Genomic DNA, 19,956 nt, shown 5'->3' with positions numbered 1-19,956 from the left:
TGTTCTCCTGGTTAATTCCGGCCTTTCCAGAAACCGGCTGTTTGATGTATCAGTTTTCCCGCACTGACCAGCAATAGACGTAAACTGTCGCGACCATAAATTGTCGCATGGGGAATGCTACTCATCAGACGATACCGCTCGGAACCGCCATTTATTCCTTCGGCCAGGATTTTGCATACAATATGGGAAGGCGTGACGCCAAATCCGGAATAACCCTGAACATAAAAAACATTATTGTGCTCACGAAGCGTGCCAATCTGCGGAAACAGATTCGCGCTACAGGCCATCGGTCCGCCCCAGGCAAAATCGATTTTAACGTCTTTCAAATAAGGGAAGACCTCCGTCAACAGAGTGCGGTTCCAGGCAGCAAAATCGTGCGGGGTATATTCAAGAAACCTTGTGGCGCTGCCAAACAGCAGACGGTTTTCTTTTGTGAGACGGTAGTAATTTATCACCGGGCGGATATCGCTAAAAGCCCCGCGCAAGGGACTGATCCGCTCAACAAGCTCGCTGGAGAGAGGTTCTGTAGAGACCTGATAAGAATAAGTAACCAGCGTTTTCTTATAAATTTCTGGTTCCAGATTATTGAGAAAACTATCACAGGCCCACAGCAATTTGGCTGCTTTTACGCTGCCCATCGCAGTACGTACCCGCACAGTTTTACCGTAACTGACCTCAACCACAGGTGAATATTCGAATATCTTCACCCCCAGCGAATTCGCAGCCTGAGCGGAGCCCAGCAATAAATTCAGCGAGTGGACATGCCCTCCCCCCATATGCTTGAGAACACCGCAGTAGACGTCGGAACCGATAACCTGCTGCACGTCTTTACCGGTATAGAGTTCAATATCGTCTTCCGGCGTGGCGGCTTTGAATTCTTTTTCCCATTGTTGCAGCGTTTTTAACTGCCGCTGGTTGTAGGCCAGATAACCATATCCGGGGACAAAATCAGCATCAATATGGTATTTACGAATTCGCTCCCGAATAATACCTGCGCCGAGGTTCGAGATTTTAAACAGCGTCTCCATTCCCGCTGCGCCTACATATTTTTTAACGGCTTCGATGTCGTGACCTATACCGGCCATCACCTGACCGCCGTTTCGTCCGGTGCCGCCATACCCAAGATGGCGGGCTTCCAGAACGACAACATTAGTGATCCCCTGCTCCGCCAGTTCCAGCGCGGTATTGATGCCTGAAAAGCCACCGCCAATGATCACCACATCGGCATCAATATCCTCTTGCAGAGCAGGAAAATGCAACGGGTATTTTTTCGTCGCGCCGTAGTAATTCAACGCATCGAGTTTTGTATTCATCGCGTTACCTTGTCATCACGCTTGACTAAGACCGCTATCACAGCACGGTAACGTTTTACAAAATATCGTCCGGAAGAATGACGTTCTTTGGAACGATATTCAGTTCCGAAAAAGTATGTTGGGATGGAAAAACGTACATTCCTGACCTACAGGCACTTCTGATGAGCGATGTGACATTACTTGCCGAAGTAACGACTTTTTTACGCCAACGACACGGACAATTTATTGCAGGTGAACGTCAGGCCGGAAACGGCACGAACTTTTCGGTCACTAACCCAGCCACCGGCAAAATCATCGCCGACGTTGTATCGGCAACCCCTGCGCAGGCAGAACAGGCCATGCAGAGCGCCAGACGGGCGTTTGATGTCTGGCGTAAAATGCCAACGTTACAACGCGGCGCATTACTGCTGAAACTGGCTGATACTCTTGCCGCTCATCGTGAAGAGTTGGCTCAACTGGAAAGCGTCTGTTCAGGTAAAACGATTCTGCTGTCGCGCGGTCTTGAACTCGATCAGTCAGTGGCCTTCCTGCGTTACTTTGCCGGTTGGGCAGGAAAAATAACCGGTGAAACGCTGAATGTCTCCCTGCCATCAATGGGAGAAGAGAGATACACCGCGTTTACCCAACGCCAACCCATTGGTGTGGTCGTCGGTATTGTGCCGTGGAATTTCTCAATTATGATTGCTATCTGGAAACTGGCCGCAGCGCTGGTATGTGGCTGCACCATCGTCATTAAACCAAGTGAATATACCCCGCTGACACTGCTGCGAGTCGCTGAGCTGGCTAAAGAGGCAGGTTTCCCTGATGGCGTAATTAACGTGGTAAACGGTGCTGGCGGTGAGATAGCGCAACAGCTGATCGCGCATCCAGATTGCGCCAAAGTGAGTTTCACCGGGTCAGTTGCGACAGGTGAGAAAGTCCGGCGTTCGGCAACATCGTCAGGAAAACGCGTTACCCTCGAACTAGGAGGGAAAAATGCGGCGCTGTTTCTCAATGATCTCTCGGCACAAGCCATGGTCAACGGTATTCTTGAAGCCGGTTATCTGAATCAAGGACAGATTTGTGCTGCCGCAGAGCGTTTTTATCTGCCCCAGGAAAAACTGGATACGGTCATGACGCTCCTCAGGCAACGGTTATCGGAGATCGTGCCCGGCTCGCCTTTAGATGAAAAAACGGTGATGGGCCCGCTGGCGAATCAGGTTCAGCTTGAAAAAGTGCTGCATCTGATTCAACGCGCACGGGAAGAAGGGGATACTATTGTTTACGGCGGTGAAACTTTACCCGGCGAAGGGTACTTTTTACAGCCGACGGCGGTAAAAGTGCGTAGTAAAAACAGTACGCTGATGCACGAGGAGACCTTTGGCCCTGTCTGTAGCTTTATCGGTTATCAGAATGAAAAAGAGGCGCTTTCGCATATCAACGCTTCGCCATTCGGCCTTGCTGCAAGTGTGTGGTCGGAAAATATGTCTAAGGCATTACGCTACGCTGAAGATATTGATGCTGGCATGGTGTGGGTCAATATGCATACCTTCCTCGATCCCGCGGTACCCTTTGGAGGGATGAAAGGATCGGGCATTGGTCGTGAATTTGGCAGCGCGTTTATTGATGACTATACCGAACTTAAATCGGTCATGGTCCGTTATTAACCATCCTGAAAATGATGCAGGCAGATCAACCATACCGAAAGGAGGACTGTCTGCCTGATTATCAGGTTCGCTCGCTGCGTTTTATTGCTTGTGGGTAATGTTAAACGCCCGGCCCGGCGTTCCTTCCTGCATTACTAGCGCCATCTACCGTTAGAGTAGGCTATCTCCAGCCTTAACGGTTCAGACTCATCCTGTAACATCGCTTCCAAAGACAACGCCAGCGTCTGATGATAGGCATCTTTTACACTGACTTTCAGCATGTTGATGCTCGGTTCATAACGTAAAATAGCAGCGCGAAGCTCACGGCAAAACCAGTTGAGAACCCGTTTGTCACCCACATTCACCTCGTGCCATTCCGGCATACCCCGAGTGAGCAGCGGCGGTAATGTCTCGCCACCAGGCACGGCGCAAGAGTTGAATAAACACATTAACTTGCAGCGTACCAATTCATGTGGGCTTATCCCCTCAACCAAGAGCCTGTCGAATAGCGCGACCGGAATGGTTGGCGTCATCATCATTTCCCTATCTGGTCCATCGCCAGATCCCATACTGACGTTCTGGACTCCTGTTGAGCGCTGTCTGATTTCTCGGCAGTGATTTGCCATTTGATTTTCGTGAAGTTCAGCGACATCGTTTCCACCGGCTTACCGCCGGCGCCGCCGCTAACACTGAGTTGTGATATCAGCACGTTTGTCAGGGTATAAACGATAAGCGACCGCATTTTGCCGTCGTCATTGCGGCACAACGTCAGCACCGCGGTTCTAATAAGCCTCCCGCTACAGCAGTACTCATTGAGCACAGGCGTGGCGAGGTCGACAAATTTGGTGAGCGACATTTCACCAACATGCGCACGCCCGGAAGTCCGCTCGGTGAGGCTAATATCGTTATTTACCTGCATTGCCACATTGTGGCTATAAGACATGATCTCTATCTGATCTTCAAAGCCTTCAACCTGGCTTTCGCCTTTGATATTGTCGAGCTTTAAAAAAATCGCATCCATGATTTATCTCCTTGTTGATCAAGTGGCAGTTCAGCAGCCAGACGAATACCAGCGGCCAACGCTTGTGACTCTTATTAAAAGCGCAACTACCAAAAAACACAGCGTGAAAAACGCCAGGTTTGCAGGGATTTTGCCAACGTTTACCCACGTCTGATGAACGTTATTCCGCTGGTTGCAATGCAATAGAAGGTTTTGGCCCGCTGTGGCCAAATACAATTGAGGTTATACTGAACGCTCTCTGCCATATTCAATCCCTTTTATCGCAAAGTATCCCTGGTGCCGGTATCACAGCGTCGTTATTCAAAAATTGACATTTCAGAATAATAATCAGCTATATATAAAAAACACATCAAAAAGCAAATATCAACTTAATTTTTACTTATTTAATAAAAAAATACAAATTGATTTACATCAATTAACACATACAAAAACATTAAAAATCAAAGCGTTAAATAAAAATTAATCACTATGGAAATTTTATTTTTCTTAATACTCACATTATAAATACTATTTGCTTATTTTCCTGTGAACACTAAAAAATGATTTAAATCAAAAAACAAACTATTCTCGTTGATTAACGTTTTGACCGAAATAAAAAAGATTTTATACGTCCCGGGATAGTCTCCCTTTCTGATGGACAATATGCATTAACGAGCGGGCAAACAGGTAACTTCTGCCCGGGTAATCCGTTACCCGACTGATATTAACATTGTCATGAGGTGATATCATTTGCCTGGCCAGCCATAATCATCCGGAACCGGCGCTACGCCACGAACATCAGGACGGAGCATTTTTTGTCGATCCTCTTCGTCATCCACCCAGACACTGGCTATCTCTTCACAGGTTGCAAACCATACGCCATCATGCCCTTTAATATGTTCAATCAAACGTGACAACATCATCATATGATGCCCATGACCGATTATCTGCGGATGAAGAGCCATCGCATATAAGCCGTTTTCCTGATGGTTATAAGCATAGGTAAAAATATCCTTCCAGCGTCGCAGAACACCGTCAGTATCGCTCATCCCCTCCTGGTTGCCGGTATACGCCAGTGCGGGAAAATCATCCAGATACCAGCTAACAGGAATTTCCAGAATCGCGCTGGCCGGGCCTGCGATATTTCCCGTTTCCCAATTCACCTGCCAACGTTGAGGATGGTAAGGCACAAGATCTCTCGCCATCAGGCTACTGTCATAGAGAAAACTGGCTTCCTCCAGAAGATCCAGCGTATTCTCGCTATAATCCCAATAGGGAGAACGGTATCCCACAGGGCGTATGCCAAAATGTCTTTTATAACAGGCGAACGCCAGATCCATAAGTCGGCGTTCTGTATCACGATTCACCAGAGTCGGATTTTCATGATAGTAGCCATGGTGAGCGATTTCATGCCCGGCATCAAAAATCGCTTTACTGATTTCCGGGAAGGTGTCTACAGTGTGTCCGGGAATAAAAAAGGTGGTTTTGATATTATTTTCTTTGAACAATTTCAGAAGCCTTGGTACGCCAACTTGTGCACCAAACTCTCCTCGTGACATAAAGGATGGCGATGGTCGATTAAATCCGCCCAGCCATAAAGACTGAGCATCTACATCGACACCAAGATTGACCGCAATCCTTTTACCCTCAGGTAATTTTAAATATCCCATAACGACCTCCAGCTAATACATAGAAGGGACACATTCTGTTATTTAATGTGTGATGGCCAGATATTATATATGCCTGCTTTTCTGCGTCTGTCCTTGAACGTTGTTGCTGCCCCCCCAAGTCTATTTTCATATAGAACATCGAGGTTAATTTCTCCTGAAATGACATCCTCTTGATTGACGTGCGCCTCTGCGATAATACCTTGTGGATTTTTCCACACGACATCACAGGGGCTTAAAATTGAACTTCGGGCCCAGCAGCCAGGCAGTGGCCCGCCCGGGTTTCCGCCCAGGCAACAGTGAACAAGATAAATTTGATTTTCAATACAACGTGCGTGGCAACAATGCCTGACTCGCCAAAATCCCTGTTCAGTAAACGTAGCGGAAGGCGTTAAAATTAACTCCGCACCCTGTTCCGCCAGCGTCGCGGCACACTCCGGTATTTCTGCTTCATAACAAATATTAAAACCCACCTTTGCAAATGGCAGTTGAAAAACAGCCATTTTATCGCCTTCCTGAGTATACCAACCCCGTTCAGCCGGGAAGATATGCGTCTTACTGTGAGCATAATGTTCGCCATCGGGTCCCCATATATGCGCAACATTCTCATAGCGATCTGCTCCAGTCTGCTCCAGATGAGAGCCAGCAATAATGAACTGTCCTCTTTCTTTCGCTTCCTGTTGAAAAAGCTGCTTATAGGCATCCGTAAACTGATCAATTAAAGTTAGGTGTGAAATGGGTCTTTCTTGCCATTTTTTCAATAATGTAAATAACTCAATGGTAAATAGCTCCGGGAAGATAACGACATCAGCCCCCTGACTTTTATTAAGAAGTATCCTTACCTTTGTTATGAAATCTTCAAAAGTGTTTATTTCGGTAACAATATACTGACAGGCTGAAACAGTAAAATTACGTGACATCGTGATATCCCCGGCATGAAATTTAAACTTAAATTAACGTATAGCGCATGGAGAATATTAGGGAGTGGACATTACGACATCAGGTTATTTTTTGTGAAGCTGCGCAAAATATATGGAGAAAAGAGTAGAAGCATTGAACCTTTATTTACATAAAGGGGACTTTATCGATGATCGCAGCGAGACAGAGAGTCGATAAAAATCCAGGCGAAAAACAATAACCCTTACCACAATATTATTTTCAGCATCTGAAAATAATCAGGCAAACTAAATGATAACGCGCTGGTATAAAACCAACGCGTATTTTTACCGATAAGGGTAATGAAGACGGCCACCCGAAGGTGGCCGTTAGAACCCGGTAGCGCTTCGCTTATCAGGCCAGTGAAACCGAGACAGCTTTAGCGGTGAGACGCCAGCGGCTGTTCCGTCATTGGCGGGTGGTGCTTTTCTGGATCTTTAATCAGTACCCACAGGATGATGGCGCCGATAATATCGAACAGACTGAGTGCAATGAAGAACGGGCCGTAACCGATAATAGCGACCAATGCCCCCATAAACAGGTTGAAGCTTAACTGTCCCATCCATGCCGCAGATCCTGCCAGACCGGCAACCGTCGCGACCTCATTTTTCTTGAACAGGTCAGCGCTCATGGTAATCACGACGGTAGACAGCGTCTGGTGCGCAAAACCGCCAATACTCATCAATGCAATGGCGACATACGGGTTAGTCGTAATGCTGACAAAACCGATCGAAATCATCAAAACAGCGCCGATGGTAAAGCTACAACGACGCGCATTGATCGTGGTCATGTGCATCTTTTCCATGAAGAACTTCGCCAGGAAACCGCCTGCAACGCAGCCAAAGTCCGCCGCCAGGAACGGCAGCCAGGCAAACATGGCGATCTCTTTTAACGGCAGATGCATCACGTTAATCAGATACAGCGGCATCCAGAAACTCAGCGTTCCCCATGCCGGGTCAGCCAGAAAACGGGTAATCGCCAACGCCCAGAAGTTACGCTTTTTAACGATCTCTTTAACGGCCGGTTTTTTATTATCGTCCTGGAGATAGCTTTCCTGGCCGTCTTCGATATAACGCAGCTCTTTGTGGGTGATCCACGGGTGTTTATTTGGCGAGTTATAAATCAGGAACCAGGTGATGGCGAACAGCACGCCGATCCCACCGGTAATCACAAACGCCATTTCAGTACCGATGCCGCTATCAGCAAAGGTCAGCATCGCCCAGACCACCAGCGGCGGCGCCAGCATCGCACCAATCGAAGTACCGATATTAAACAGGCCCCCCGCAATACCGCGTTCTTTCGTCGGGAACCATTCGGCGCTGGCTTTAATCCCGGCCGGAATCGCTGACGCTTCGGTTAGCCCCATCAGACCACGCAGAAATGCCAGACTTATCCAGCCGCCGGCCAGCGCGTGCGCCATGTTGATCAGCGACCACAACAAGGCAAAGATAAAGAAGCCGATTTTCAGTCCGATGACATCCATCAAATAGCCGGTGATCGGCTGCGCAATGGTGTAACAAAGCTGGAAGGCGCTCACCACCCAGGAATATTGTTGCTCATCAAAATGGAGTTCTTTCATCATCGCTGGCGCCGCAACGCTAAGCGAGCTACGGGACAGGTAGTTTACGATGGTCCCTACGCAGACCAGGCCGATAATCCACCATCTTAATTTTGTCATCTTCATGATAAAGCCTCGTTAAAAAACATTAGCTCCGCGCCGTCTGACCTGTAGCGGGAAAACTGAAATCACAAAAATTGGTTGACCAATCAATATTTTCTCATCCGGACCGGTCAAAATCTGGCGGCAACTCCCGCCCTTAATATTCTTGAAATAAATACATCAACTCATTTCAAGTTGAATGGTGAATGCTTTTCACCCAGCAAAAATTGACACAGATCAAATAAATAAAATTGGCAGACCGTGAATGATGATATTTGTGATTTGGTTAGCCAATTTAGACAATAAGGTTGACATGAGAAAAATTTTGGTTGAATTTAGGGGGCAGAACGGGTTTACAAAGCACGTTTCGATGTTGGCTGGCAATGGGTCAACCACGAAGACGTTATCGCAAGAAGAGGAAACGAGATATGAAACAAACCTGGCGCTGGTACGGACCTAACGACCCGGTAACGCTGTCAGATGTACGCCAGGCTGGCGCAACCGGCGTGGTAACGGCGTTACACCATATCCCGAATGGAGAAATTTGGTCGGTAGACGAGATCCAGAAACGTAAAGCAATCGTTGAAGAGGCGGGTCTGGAGTGGTCTGTGGTAGAGAGTGTACCTATCCACGAAGACATCAAAACCCACACCGGTCAGTACGATTTATGGATCAAAAACTACCAGCAAACGCTGCGTAACCTGGCGCAATGCGGTATCTATACGGTTTGCTATAACTTTATGCCGGTGCTGGACTGGACACGTACGGATCTGGAATACGTATTGCCGGATGGTTCCAAAGCGTTGCGTTTTGACCAGATTGAATTCGCCGCGTTCGAACTGCATATCCTGAAGCGTCCGGGAGCAGAAGCCGACTATACGGCAGAAGAGATTGCTCAGGCAGAGCGGCGTTTCGCCACCATGAGCGAGGAAGACAAAGCACGTCTGACCCGCAACATTATTGCCGGTTTACCTGGCGCGGAAGAAGGCTATACGCTGGATCAGTTCCGCCAACACCTGGCGACGTATAAAGATATCGATAAAGCAAAACTGCGTGAACATTTTGCCTATTTCCTGAAAGCCATTATTCCGGTTGCCGACGAGGTTGGCGTGCGTATGGCCGTTCACCCTGACGATCCGCCGCGCCCTATTCTCGGCCTGCCGCGCATTGTCTCTACCATTGAAGACATGCAATGGATGGTGGAAACCGTTAATAGCATGGCGAACGGCTTCACCATGTGTACCGGATCTTACGGCGTGCGCGCCGACAACGATCTGGTTGATATGATCAAGCAATTTGGTCCGCGCATCTACTTTACGCATCTGCGCTCTACGCTGCGCGAAGAGAATCCGAAGACCTTCCACGAGGCCGCCCATTTGCACGGCGATGTGGATATGTATGAAGTCGTTAAAGCGATTGTGGAAGAAGAGCACCGTCGTAAAGCCGAAGGTAGCGACGATCTGATCCCAATGCGCCCGGACCACGGTCATCAGATGCTGGACGATCTGAAGAAGAAAACGAATCCGGGTTATTCCGCCATTGGCCGTCTGAAAGGGCTTGCGGAAGTCCGCGGCGTCGAACTGGCTATCCAGCGCGCTTTCTTTAGCAAATAACCTTCTTTCGCATGGCGCGACGCGTCATGCGATTTCCCCTACTCAATGCAATAGCAACATGCCTCGCCCCGGAGATCGCGGGCGAAGACGTCGAATGACAGGAGTTTGCAATGGAACAGAATATCGCCACCGCCCAGGTTTCCGTCGCCCGCCCAAACTGGGACAAATCACGTCTGGTATCCCGTATTGTGCATCTGGGCTGCGGGGCGTTTCACCGCGCGCACCAGGCGCTCTTTACCCATCATTTACTGGAAAAGAGCGACAGCGACTGGGGCATTTGTGAAGTGAACCTGATGCCGGGTAACGACGCGCGGCTGATCGCGAACCTGAAAGCGCAAAATCTGCTGTACACCGTTGCAGAACGCGGCGCAGAAAGCACCGAACTGAAAATTATCGGTTCAATGAAAGAAGCGCTGCACCCTGAATTCGACGGCCATGCAGGGATTCTGGCGGCAATGGCGCGCCCGGAAACCGCCATCGTCTCCTTAACCGTGACCGAAAAAGGCTACTGCACCGACCCCGCCAGCGGCGAGCTTGATGTCAATAATCCGCTTATCCAAAACGATCTTGCCCATCCACAGCAGCCTAAATCCGCCATTGGCTATATTGTCGAAGCGCTAAACATGCGCCGGGAGCAAGGACTGAAAGCTTTTACCGTGCTGTCGTGTGATAACGTACGCGAGAATGGTCACGTCGCGAAGGCTGCCGTCCTCGGTCTGGCAAAAGCTCGCGATGCCGCCCTCGCCGCATGGATTGCCGACAATGTGACCTTCCCCTGCACCATGGTTGACCGCATTGTTCCGGCGGCGACCGAAGAGACGCTACAACTGGTTGCCGACCAGTTAGGGGTTTATGATCCTTGCGCTATCGCCTGCGAACCCTTCCGCCAGTGGGTCATCGAAGATAACTTTGTGAATGGTCGCCCGGACTGGGACACCGTCGGGGCGCAATTCGTTGCAGACGTCGTACCGTTTGAGATGATGAAGCTGCGTATGCTTAACGGCAGTCACTCTTTCCTCGCCTATCTGGGTTATCTCGGCGGGTATGACACTATCGCCGATACCATGACCAACCCGGCTTACCGGCGCGCGGCGCTGGCGCTGATGCTTGATGAACAAGCGCCGACGTTGTCAATGCCGGAAGGCACCGATCTGGAAGGGTATGCGAATTTGTTGATCGCGCGTTTCACTAACCCCTCGTTGAAACACCGCACCTGGCAGATCGCGATGGATGGCAGTCAGAAACTGCCGCAGCGTTTGTTGGACCCGGTGCGCCTGCACTTGCAACAGGGCGATGACTATCGCCGCCTGACGCTGGGCGTCGCCGGATGGATGCGTTACGTCGGCGGTGTCGATGAGCAAGGTAAAACCATTGATGTCGTCGATCCGCTGCTCGCGCAGTATCAGGCGATTCATCAGCAATATCAGACGCCGGAAGAACGCGTTCGCGGGCTACTGGCCATCGAGTCTATCTTTGGCAACGACCTGCCGAAGAACCACGAATTTGTGCAAGCCGTTACCGACGCTTACCAACAGCTATTGCAGAATGGCGCGAAAGCCACGGTAGAAGCGCTGGCTAAGTAAGGAGATAAATCATGGCTACGTTTATGACTGAAGATTTTCTACTGAAAAACGACATTGCCCGCACGCTGTACCATAAATACGCCGCGCCCATGCCGATTTATGACTTCCACTGCCATTTAAGTCCGCAGGAAATCGCCGACGATCGCCGTTTCGATAACCTCGGTCAGATCTGGCTGGAAGGCGACCACTATAAATGGCGAGCGCTACGAAGCGCAGGCGTGGATGAGTCGCTGATCACCGGCAAAGAGACCAGCGATTATGAAAAATATATGGCCTGGGCCAATACCGTACCAAAAACGCTGGGCAATCCGCTGTATCACTGGACGCACCTTGAACTACGCCGTCCATTTGGTATTACAGGTACGCTGTTCGGACCGGATACCGCGGAAAGTATCTGGACGCAGTGTAATGAGAAACTGGCGACGCCGGCCTTTTCCGCGCGCGGTATTATGCAGCAGATGAATGTGCGGATGGTCGGAACCACCGACGACCCGATAGATTCTCTGGAATATCACCGCCAGATAGCCACCGACGACAGCATTGATATTGAAGTCGCGCCAAGCTGGCGCCCCGACAAAGTTTTCAAAATCGAACTGGACGGCTTTGTCGATTACCTGGGGAAACTGGAAGCGGCGGCAGATGTCAGCATTACCCGTTTCGACGATTTACGCCAGGCGCTCACTCGCCGCCTCGACCATTTCGCCGCCTGCGGCTGCCGCGCGTCCGATCATGGCATTGAAACGCTGCGATTTGCGCCGGTGCCCGACGACGCGCAGCTTGACGCCATTCTGGGCAAACGTCTGGCTGGCGAAACGCTGAGCGAACTTGAGATCGCCCAGTTTACCACGGCGGTGCTGGTCTGGCTGGGCCGTCAGTACGCCGCGCGCGGCTGGGTGATGCAGCTACATATTGGCGCGATCCGTAATAATAATACCCGGATGTTCCGCCTGCTGGGGCCGGATACCGGCTTTGACTCCATTGGCGATAATAACATTAGCTGGGCGCTCTCCCGTTTGCTCGACAGTATGGATGTGACCAATGAACTGCCCAAGACTATCCTCTATTGCCTGAACCCACGTGATAACGAAGTCCTGGCGACCATGATCGGTAACTTCCAGGGGCCGGGAATTGCCGGAAAAGTGCAGTTTGGTTCCGGCTGGTGGTTTAACGATCAGAAAGACGGGATGCTGCGCCAACTGGAGCAACTGTCGCAAATGGGACTGTTAAGTCAGTTTGTCGGGATGCTGACCGACTCCCGCAGTTTCCTTTCTTATACGCGACATGAATATTTCCGTCGTATTCTCTGTAACCTGCTGGGACAGTGGGCGCAGGACGGAGAGATTCCTGATGATGAAGCGATGCTAAGCCGTATGGTTCAGGATATCTGCTTCAATAATGCCCAGCGTTATTTCACGATTAAATAATCGCTATTAATCTGTGAGCACAGGTCTCAGGTATTTCGAGGGGCAGGAGGGCGGTAAGAGAGTGAGAAATTTAGCAGTAACGCACTTTTCCAGCCAAAGTCTGGCCGCCGATAAAAAGCAAAGATGTTGCTGATTAATCCCGAATCACTTACTAAGGTAAGTGATTCGGGTAAACAAACACAGCCATCTTCTGCGTCATGCTTTTTTTCTCTGTCCGGAATAACTCCAGTGCAGAAAGTGTGATACATCAGTCCTGTTGATGATGGCTCCAGTTGGTTATACGGTAATAACTCATGACTTCACACTGTGGTTTCCTTTAATAAATCGACAGCCAGCATTTCCAGCTGGTTAACCACCTCATTACTGGATCGCTCCATTCTGTCGAGTTCTTGCGACATCGCATTCATATCGCCTGCGGCAAAATAGTTCAGCGCAGAGTGACCAGCGGTATGCACCTCTTTATGCGGCGCTTCCAGACTACGGAAACTGTAGTAGTTGCTAAACTGCTGCCCTTCAAAACCGTAGTACCATTTCCCCAGCCGACACTGATCGTGCATCGTTATTTTACTGTTTATGTCTTTATTTAAGAGTAATTTGTAGACTTCCATTTTCCAGATAACATGGTCAACTTTGACAATATTCAAAAACTGCACCGTAGAGATGTACTGCATGACCGATTTCATGCTCAGCGATTTATCAATGACGATGCCAATAGACTCCACAATTTGATTTATGTTAGTCGTAATATTATCAATAACCGGCTGTTGGTTATCCAGCACCTCACTCACTCTGGCCGTATTATCTTTGATTACAGAGGTTAACGTACTGACGCTTTTCGAACTGTGTTTAACATCTTCGGACAGGTTTTTCACCTCTTTCGAAATAACGCTAAAACCACGCCCGGCATCCCCTACGCGCGCGGCCTCGATCGCGGAGTTAATCGCTATCAAATTGGTCTGGTTAGCGATCTTCTGTATCTCTTTAATACACGCATTAATTTGCGTTAAGGAGGTATTTAAGTCGCCCATACGACAGCCAATATCCGACGAAGTCGTGCCAATTTCGGTGATAAATTCCACGAGCGATTTTAATGAACTTCTGGCTTTATCATTCTGTTCGTTAAGTTCATTAATGCGTTCTTTTTCAATGTTGAGCTGCTCACAGGACTTAATGATGGCATTACGAATGATATCGATCGTCGAGATCCCCATCAGAATTTTTTGACACAGTATCCGCTCATAAGGCTCAGGAGTATCCACCACCACGTCAGACGCATTAGCGCCAGATTCTGCTGCTGGCGGCGGTATTTTTACAACATTATTATTCCAGTGGCGCAAGCCTAATACTTTTTTAAACATATACCATTCTCCTTATTATATGTGGACATCCTGATCTATGCCTGGATAAAGTATTATCAACTCATGCTAACATAATGAAAAATCGGCTGTCATCTGCCATAACCATACGCTCACCAGAATAAGACAAAACGTCCACCAAACTTAAATACTTACAAAGTAAACTATTCAACAATACCATTAACAGTCATGATGGAAGTCGCTTCGCTTTATACGGAAATATTATTTACAAGGCTGACAACAATAGCTGAATAATAATTAACTGCATTTACTTAGGTGTAGCTATATCTCGCCACGAAGATTGCAGACAGGGTTTAAACGCAAACTTTTGCAATAGAAAAATAACCTAACGTAAACTTTTTATATGACCAATAATATCATTTGGACTCATCAATATATTATGCTGTCCGTTTACCAGCCAAACAGGCATGACCTAAATCCAAAGGAATGGGCGCAGCGTAACCAGCCGCAAAAAGTATCGATTAGTCGAAAATCAGGAAACGGATGCGCCAACGCGGCGAGCGTCACCGCCTGCGTCAGAAAAGTTAAGAATAATTTGTGATATTATTTCTCATATGTTACCAGTAAATGGCAGGCTGATAGCCGTTCGCTGGTAAACACAACAGGCGGGATATCGGCACACACGCCGATATCCCGACGAGAATGCCCCCGTTACGCTTTGATGACGATTAACGGTTCAATATCGCTCTCTTTTTTAATGACTAATGAATCATCGCCGCGCAGGCACGTACCGCCGTAGTTACCGCCCACGGTAAACGTACAGACCTGAATATACTTCCCGGCGACCTTCGGCAGGCACCACAACTGCTGATAGATATTTTTCTGCGTGGCGAACTTGCCGCTGGTTTTATCCAGGAGCTCTTCCTGATGGCTCACCAAATCAATATTACTACCGCAACGTCCGGCAATCGGTTTTACCGCATAGCCGGTCTGCACCAGCTCATCGTTAACGGTAAAATCCGTGTCGAGCAAATAGCGATGATGCGGGAAGAGCGACCACAGGATGGGCAGGATCGCTTTGTTACCCGGGATCACCGTCCACAGCGGTTCAAACACCAACACTTCCGGGCGCAGTAATACATCAATCAGCCGGACTTCATTTTCCGGGTGCCCGGTACGAATAGGCACTGCGGCATACTCCGTCTCGCTGACTTCGCGTATCTGCTCCATCGCCGTTTCCCACGCCCAGGTTTTCCAGACACAATTCACCAGCCGTCCGTCGCCATCGATCAACTGCCCGGCGTCATCCCAGCGCAACTCGCCCAGCCCGCGGAGAATTTTGCTCGCGAAACCGGCCTGATGCAGCGCCTGCTGCATAAACTGCGCGTGATAGTCCTCCTCGATATCATCATCCTGCATGATATGGACGAAAGGACGCGCTTTACTGTGTTTCCAGGCGCCTGCCAGCTCGTTAATTAAGCCCTCCGCCGGGTTATGCCCTTTACCGGTATAGCCCTGCTCAGCCCATTTTTCGAGAATTAATCCCGCTTCGGTATGGCATGATGCGGAATCGGCATTGTATTCATAGACTTTCAGCCCGCGTTCATCCATGCAGAAATCCATACGACCGGTGATCATATGGTGACGACGGCGCTGCCAGGAGAGGCGCAGACGCGGCCAAAGAATTTTGGGGATATCGAATAGCGCCAGCAGATTATCGTCTTTTAAAACTTTGTCCGTGGCGTGCAGGTACATCAAATGCAACTCATTGGTCGCTTTGATAAGCTCCTGTTCAGCGCTCTCGGTGATGGTAAAATACTGGTACGGGTCCTGATTGATAACGTGCCCGTTCGCCTGTACATAGGCTTTTTGTAACGGATCGCGCTCATCCAGCCACTGACCGTCAAACTGACCTTTCTCTGGCAGTCTTGCGCCGCGAATCGCCAGCGACTGATTCGCGATGTCAGGCTGTGACAAACTGTATTGCGTGTCGTCGGTCTGGATCATCCAGCCTAAAATCGTCGTGTCATCGAAGGTGTCGCGCAGGGTGTAACACCCGTTTTCTACGACCATTTCCAGTTCGCGAGTCCACTGCTGCCCTGGCGGCAATGGCGTGTGGATAACGTTTTGCTCAGCAATACGAATTTTGTTATCCAGGAGCTGGGTGATAATCGCAACGTGCCCGGTTTCGTTAAACTCGCCGCCCTTTTGCCAGATGAGCAGCGCCCCGGCCTCCGGCGCGCGCGGCGAACCGTTCGGGAAGGCCTGCAAAGGCAAAATATTGTCATTCACGACCTCGCGCAGAAAACGCAGCGAGAAGATTTCCCAGGCCATGCCGACGTCAGTAAAAACAACGCCATAATTCAGAAAGAGAAAACGGCGGGCAAATTCCACGCACTGCCATTTATGCCCCATGTATTCATCGTCGATGTAGCTACGAAAAGCTGCGTCGTCGTCGTCCCACGGATCGAGGGAATTGTAATCTGAAGAGTAGATCGCTACGCCGCCGGGGGCGTAACCCAATAATGTCCCGAAGGGGGCATCCTGACTGGTGGTTCCTTTGCTCATGCACTTACCTCAAAACAAGACCGCCTGAGCAGCCTGGCGTGATTTCGCTCTGATTGTCTGCTCTGTGACACTAACCGGACAGAGGTCGACATAATCATACACCTCAATAAGGCACACTGAGGCCAGAAGGTTAAAATTTCACTCGCCGGAATGTCCCAATCGGTTAAATGTCCGGTTAGCAAGCTGCTACACTGCTTCAACACCACCACTGTGAAGGCAGGTCAATATGGCAGATAATACTTATCAACCCGCAAAAGTCTGGACGTGGGATAAATCCGGCGGCGGCGCGTTCGCTAACATTAATCGCCCGGTTTCCGGCCCGACGCACGACAAAACGCTGCCCGTCGGCAAACATCCGTTACAGCTTTATTCGCTGGGGACGCCTAACGGCCAGAAAGTGACTATTATGCTGGAAGAGCTCCTGGCGCTGGGCGTGACCGGCGCCGAATATGACGCCTGGTTGATTCGCATCGGCGAGGGTGATCAGTTCTCCAGCGGCTTTGTTGACATCAATCCGAACTCAAAAATCCCGGCGCTGCGCGATAACTCACACAACCCGCCGATTCGGGTTTTTGAGTCGGGCGCAATTCTTGTTTATCTGGCGGATAAGTTTGGCCATTTCCTGCCGCAGGATCTGGCTAAGCGCACAGAAACCCTTAACTGGTTGTTCTGGCTACAGGGCGCGGCGCCGTTCCTCGGCGGCGGTTTCGGTCATTTCTATCATTATGCGCCGGTAAAAATTGAGTACGCCATTAATCGCTTCACCATGGAAGCCAAGCGTCTGCTGGACGTGCTGGATAAGCAGTTAGCTCACCACCCGTATGTCGCGGGAGAAGAGTACACTATTGCCGATATGACCATCTGGCCGTGGTTCGGCAACGTGGTGCTGGGGAATGTCTATGATGCAGCGGAGTTTCTGGATGCCGGAAGTTATCAAAACGTACAACGCTGGGCGAAACAGGTAGCCGAACGTCCGGCGGTAAAGCGGGGGCGCATTGTCAACCGGACCAACGGCCCATTGAACGAACAGCTTCACGAACGCCATGACGCCAGCGACTTCGAAAACCATACCGAAGATAAACGTCAAAGTTAAACCATAATGCCGGATGAGGTAGTAATGTCGTCATCCGGCATGGTATTCCCTGCTGACGCTTCGCTTATCAGTTCTGCGAGTGCGTCATATGCGGCGCTTCACTAAACCCATGTTGCATGAGAATCAACCTCGCCCGTGCTGACAGTAAAAAGTCGGCAAGCGTTTTTCCCTGCTCGCTCAGGCAGGCAAAGCCATATTCAGCCACGGGATTATAAGGTTCCGGGATATCAACCACTCGCAGCGAATTAACCTGCCGTAGCCTGGGAGCATAGCTGGCATAGCCGATAAAGATATCGGTGTAATCATGATTGATGAGCCATTCCGCCGCCAGCCGGCCCGCCGGTAACGGCAAAGTCTGTCTGCCGCCAACCAGCGCTACCGCGCGTTTTCGGATCGCTTCGCCCTCCTTGCCCATCCGCGAAAAAAGCTGCTGCGTATAATCGCCGGAAGGATCGCAACCTGCTGTTGAGGTGCCGATCCGCAGATCCCGCCGGGTTAATATCGACAGCCAGTCCTCGCCTTCACGCATCGCCTGTGCCCGCACGCTCAGACACAAACGGTTCGTCGTAAAAGGCGCGACCCGCAGTGCCCGCCCGCTTTCCAGCAGCGCCTGCGGATGCGCCAGGTTCGCCGAAGCAAAAAAGTCGCATGCTTCGCCCGCTTCGATGCGTTCACGTAACAGCCCCGCCGGACCGAAATCACATACCGCATCCGCCTGAAACGCCGTCATTAGCTGCGGCCAGACGACGCGCAAGCTCCCCGCAGCCAGTATTCGCATCACTGTACGCCCTGATAGTCAGTACGGTAAAAACGTTGATACCAGTCGTTAGCGGCCTTTTGCATGTCAATATCGTGGAATTTTTCCGGATAGAGTTTTTTCGCCATCCATAGTTCGCCGATTCCCACCGCCTCCGGCATCGGATATCCCCAGGCTTTGGCATAATCCGGCATCAGGTAAACCCGATGATGCTTCACCGCGTCAATGACCTGCCACTGGGGATTGTGCAGGATCTCATTGACGACCTTTGGATAGCGATTCTGGACAAAGATTACCTGTGGATCCCAGGCGATCACCTGCTCCATTGTCACCTGCTTAAAGCCTTTCACCGAGGATGCCGCTACATTCAGCGCCCCCGCATGGGCCATCATCAGACCGGTGTATTTACCGGAACCGTAGGTGGTCAGCTCCGGATTCGCCATATAGGCGCGAACTCGCTCATTTTCAGGAACCGACTGCAAACGGTCGCTGACCATCTTGCGACCTTTATTCATCGCCTCAATCAGCGCTTTCGCCTCCTGCGGTTTATTGACGATATCGCCAATCAGCGTTATTCCTTCACGCAGCCCGCGATTATAAGCCTGCTCTTCATCGGCCAGGGTCGGGTTCATTTTAGCCTGCTCGCCAGCAACATCATGGCGCAGCGAAATCGCCACCACCGGAATGCCAAGACGGCTGATCTTGTCGATCATCTCCTGCGGAGCGTAATTCGTGACAAACACCACCTGCGGGCGCAGCGCCACCAGTTTTTCAGGATCAACGTGCGTTAGATCGCCCAGCGAGGCTTTTTGCGCCAGTTCCGGCGCCAGACGCGCATAGCCGTCGCCTAATTGCTGTTTCCAGTTCGCCATGACCCCAACGATTTTGTCAGTGGCATTCATCTGTACAAGGAGATTGAGCGTTTGATGCTGGAGCACCACCACTCTGTCGACGGTGTCGGGAACCGTGACCTGGCGGCCAAGTTGATCGGTAAAAGTACGCGCCGCCTGTGACATTAACGGCCAGCAAAAAAGCAACGCCAGCAGAGAGAGCTGGCGCAAAAATTTATTCATAGGTTTCGCCCCATAATCGATATATAAATAATTATACAACGATTATAGAGCGATATAATAGAGGTGATTAAGGGATCACGCGCTGGTGATGTCGTACTCCATGCGGCGCAGCGCATCTAACGTGGCTTTCGCTTCGTCTTCGTCAATGATGCTCATCGCAAAACCAACGTGTACCAATACCCATTGCCCTATCAAATCGGCTGGCTTACCTTCACAAATCAGAGCAATATTGACATCACGTTTGATGCCACACACTTCCACCTGCGCAAGCTGGTGAATATCATCTCCGACGGCCAACACCTGACCGGGGACGCCAATACACATAATT

16 protein-coding genes are annotated in these 19,956 nt (G+C 50.1%); 5 read left to right on the top strand and 11 right to left on the bottom strand.

From position 1 onward, the window contains the following. Nucleotides 1-11: 11 nt before the first annotated feature. Nucleotides 12-1,313 carry an NAD(P)/FAD-dependent oxidoreductase gene (locus ACLJR2_RS06310; RefSeq protein WP_001093168.1) on the bottom strand — a complete coding sequence of 434 codons (1,302 nt, stop codon included), beginning with the start codon at nt 1,311-1,313 and terminating at the stop codon, nt 12-14. Nucleotides 1,314-1,474: 161 nt separating this feature from the next. On the opposite strand from ACLJR2_RS06310, the gene ACLJR2_RS06305 reads away from it, so the two are divergent. Next, a complete protein-coding gene (locus ACLJR2_RS06305) occupies nt 1,475-2,959 on the top strand; it encodes an NAD-dependent phenylacetaldehyde dehydrogenase (RefSeq protein ID WP_001286402.1) in 1,485 nt (494 codons plus the stop codon). Nucleotides 2,960-3,093: 134 nt separating this feature from the next. Here the strand turns inward: ACLJR2_RS06305 and iraD are convergent, their stop codons facing one another. The 5 genes from iraD to ACLJR2_RS06280 form a co-directional block, all read right to left on the bottom strand. Continuing rightward, nucleotides 3,094-3,474 (bottom strand): anti-adapter protein IraD, encoded by a 381-nt coding sequence (gene iraD, locus ACLJR2_RS06300; protein WP_015633129.1) that lies wholly within the window; start codon nt 3,472-3,474, stop codon nt 3,094-3,096. Continuing rightward, nucleotides 3,474-3,959 carry an Hcp family type VI secretion system effector gene (locus ACLJR2_RS06295; RefSeq protein WP_000338746.1) on the bottom strand — a complete coding sequence of 162 codons (486 nt, stop codon included), beginning with the start codon at nt 3,957-3,959 and terminating at the stop codon, nt 3,474-3,476. The genes iraD and ACLJR2_RS06295 overlap by 1 nt, the downstream gene beginning before the upstream one ends. Before the next feature lie 725 nt (nt 3,960-4,684). Beyond that, the gene (locus ACLJR2_RS06290; RefSeq protein ID WP_000540893.1) at nt 4,685-5,608 is read right to left on the bottom strand and encodes a polysaccharide deacetylase family protein; all 924 of its coding nucleotides are present in this window, start codon (nt 5,606-5,608) and stop codon (nt 4,685-4,687) included. A 38-nt stretch (nt 5,609-5,646) separates the two neighbouring features. Next, on the bottom strand, nt 5,647-6,525 hold the full coding sequence (locus ACLJR2_RS06285; protein ID WP_000089254.1) for a carbon-nitrogen hydrolase family protein: 879 nt from the start codon (nt 6,523-6,525) through the stop codon (nt 5,647-5,649). Nucleotides 6,526-6,920: 395 nt separating this feature from the next. After that, nucleotides 6,921-8,225, bottom strand: a complete 1,305-nt coding sequence (locus ACLJR2_RS06280; protein WP_000784371.1) for an MFS transporter — start codon at nt 8,223-8,225, stop codon at nt 6,921-6,923. 404 nt (nt 8,226-8,629) lie between these two features. On the opposite strand from ACLJR2_RS06280, the gene uxuA reads away from it, so the two are divergent. The 3 genes from uxuA (at nt 8,630) to uxaC (ending at nt 12,821) form a co-directional block, all read left to right on the top strand. Next, nucleotides 8,630-9,814 carry a mannonate dehydratase gene (gene uxuA / locus ACLJR2_RS06275; protein WP_000815487.1) on the top strand — a complete coding sequence of 395 codons (1,185 nt, stop codon included), beginning with the start codon at nt 8,630-8,632 and terminating at the stop codon, nt 9,812-9,814. Between the two features lie 110 nt (nt 9,815-9,924). Next, nucleotides 9,925-11,397, top strand: a complete 1,473-nt coding sequence (locus ACLJR2_RS06270) for a fructuronate reductase (RefSeq protein WP_000437132.1) — start codon at nt 9,925-9,927, stop codon at nt 11,395-11,397. 11 nt (nt 11,398-11,408) lie between these two features. Beyond that, the gene (gene uxaC, locus ACLJR2_RS06265; RefSeq protein ID WP_000190185.1) at nt 11,409-12,821 is read left to right on the top strand and encodes a glucuronate isomerase; all 1,413 of its coding nucleotides are present in this window, start codon (nt 11,409-11,411) and stop codon (nt 12,819-12,821) included. Between the two features lie 299 nt (nt 12,822-13,120). Here uxaC and ACLJR2_RS06260 read toward each other — a convergent pair whose 3' ends face one another. Together ACLJR2_RS06260 and gss are read right to left on the bottom strand one after the other, a co-directional pair. Then, nucleotides 13,121-14,179: a methyl-accepting chemotaxis protein gene (locus ACLJR2_RS06260; RefSeq protein WP_000475247.1), complete on the bottom strand. Its 1,059-nt coding sequence runs from the start codon at nt 14,177-14,179 to the stop codon at nt 13,121-13,123. A gap of 669 nt (nt 14,180-14,848) precedes the next feature. After that, the gene (gene gss, locus ACLJR2_RS06255; protein WP_000033690.1) at nt 14,849-16,705 is read right to left on the bottom strand and encodes a bifunctional glutathionylspermidine amidase/synthase; all 1,857 of its coding nucleotides are present in this window, start codon (nt 16,703-16,705) and stop codon (nt 14,849-14,851) included. A 226-nt stretch (nt 16,706-16,931) separates the two neighbouring features. On the opposite strand from gss, the gene yghU reads away from it, so the two are divergent. Further along, nucleotides 16,932-17,798 (top strand): glutathione-dependent disulfide-bond oxidoreductase, encoded by an 867-nt coding sequence (gene yghU, locus ACLJR2_RS06250; protein ID WP_000774854.1) that lies wholly within the window; start codon nt 16,932-16,934, stop codon nt 17,796-17,798. Nucleotides 17,799-17,865: 67 nt separating this feature from the next. On the opposite strand, the gene ACLJR2_RS06245 is transcribed toward yghU, so the two are convergent. From ACLJR2_RS06245 to hybG, 3 genes are all read right to left on the bottom strand, one after another. Continuing rightward, on the bottom strand, nt 17,866-18,576 hold the full coding sequence (locus ACLJR2_RS06245; RefSeq protein ID WP_015633131.1) for a molybdate ABC transporter substrate-binding protein: 711 nt from the start codon (nt 18,574-18,576) through the stop codon (nt 17,866-17,868). Then, the gene (locus ACLJR2_RS06240) at nt 18,576-19,628 is read right to left on the bottom strand and encodes an ABC transporter substrate-binding protein (RefSeq protein ID WP_001032018.1); all 1,053 of its coding nucleotides are present in this window, start codon (nt 19,626-19,628) and stop codon (nt 18,576-18,578) included. Before ACLJR2_RS06240 ends, ACLJR2_RS06245 begins: the two co-directional genes overlap by 1 nt. A gap of 75 nt (nt 19,629-19,703) precedes the next feature. Continuing rightward, nucleotides 19,704-19,952 (bottom strand): hydrogenase maturation factor HybG, encoded by a 249-nt coding sequence (gene hybG, locus ACLJR2_RS06235; RefSeq protein WP_000334887.1) that lies wholly within the window; start codon nt 19,950-19,952, stop codon nt 19,704-19,706. Nucleotides 19,953-19,956 lie beyond the last annotated feature (4 nt).

It is taken from the genome of Salmonella sp. SAL03688, assembly GCF_046551895.1.
In the GTDB taxonomy this organism is placed as follows: Bacteria; Pseudomonadota; Gammaproteobacteria; order Enterobacterales; family Enterobacteriaceae; genus Salmonella; species Salmonella enterica.
This window is presented reverse-complemented; position numbering and strand designations above follow the sequence as displayed.

Bases quoted from the DNA above. Each gene is read 5' to 3' on its own strand.
- ACLJR2_RS06285 (WP_000089254.1), bottom strand. From the start codon at position 6,525: ATGTCACGTAATTTTACTGTTTCAGCCTGTCAGTATATTGTTACCGAA.
- ACLJR2_RS06245 (WP_015633131.1), bottom strand. From the start codon at position 18,576: ATGCGAATACTGGCTGCGGGGAGCTTGCGCGTCGTCTGGCCGCAGCTA.
- ACLJR2_RS06305 (WP_001286402.1), top strand. From the start codon at position 1,475: ATGAGCGATGTGACATTACTTGCCGAAGTAACGACTTTTTTACGCCAA.
- uxuA (WP_000815487.1), top strand. From the start codon at position 8,630: ATGAAACAAACCTGGCGCTGGTACGGACCTAACGACCCGGTAACGCTG.
- ACLJR2_RS06295 (WP_000338746.1), bottom strand. From the start codon at position 3,959: ATGGATGCGATTTTTTTAAAGCTCGACAATATCAAAGGCGAAAGCCAG.
- ACLJR2_RS06290 (WP_000540893.1), bottom strand. From the start codon at position 5,608: ATGGGATATTTAAAATTACCTGAGGGTAAAAGGATTGCGGTCAATCTT.
- gss (WP_000033690.1), bottom strand. From the start codon at position 16,705: ATGAGCAAAGGAACCACCAGTCAGGATGCCCCCTTCGGGACATTATTG.
- yghU (WP_000774854.1), top strand. From the start codon at position 16,932: ATGGCAGATAATACTTATCAACCCGCAAAAGTCTGGACGTGGGATAAA.
- ACLJR2_RS06260 (WP_000475247.1), bottom strand. From the start codon at position 14,179: ATGTTTAAAAAAGTATTAGGCTTGCGCCACTGGAATAATAATGTTGTA.
- ACLJR2_RS06310 (WP_001093168.1), bottom strand. From the start codon at position 1,313: ATGAATACAAAACTCGATGCGTTGAATTACTACGGCGCGACGAAAAAA.
- ACLJR2_RS06270 (WP_000437132.1), top strand. From the start codon at position 9,925: ATGGAACAGAATATCGCCACCGCCCAGGTTTCCGTCGCCCGCCCAAAC.
- ACLJR2_RS06240 (WP_001032018.1), bottom strand. From the start codon at position 19,628: ATGAATAAATTTTTGCGCCAGCTCTCTCTGCTGGCGTTGCTTTTTTGC.
- iraD (WP_015633129.1), bottom strand. From the start codon at position 3,474: ATGATGACGCCAACCATTCCGGTCGCGCTATTCGACAGGCTCTTGGTT.
- uxaC (WP_000190185.1), top strand. From the start codon at position 11,409: ATGGCTACGTTTATGACTGAAGATTTTCTACTGAAAAACGACATTGCC.
- hybG (WP_000334887.1), bottom strand. From the start codon at position 19,952: ATGTGTATTGGCGTCCCCGGTCAGGTGTTGGCCGTCGGAGATGATATT.
- ACLJR2_RS06280 (WP_000784371.1), bottom strand. From the start codon at position 8,225: ATGAAGATGACAAAATTAAGATGGTGGATTATCGGCCTGGTCTGCGTA.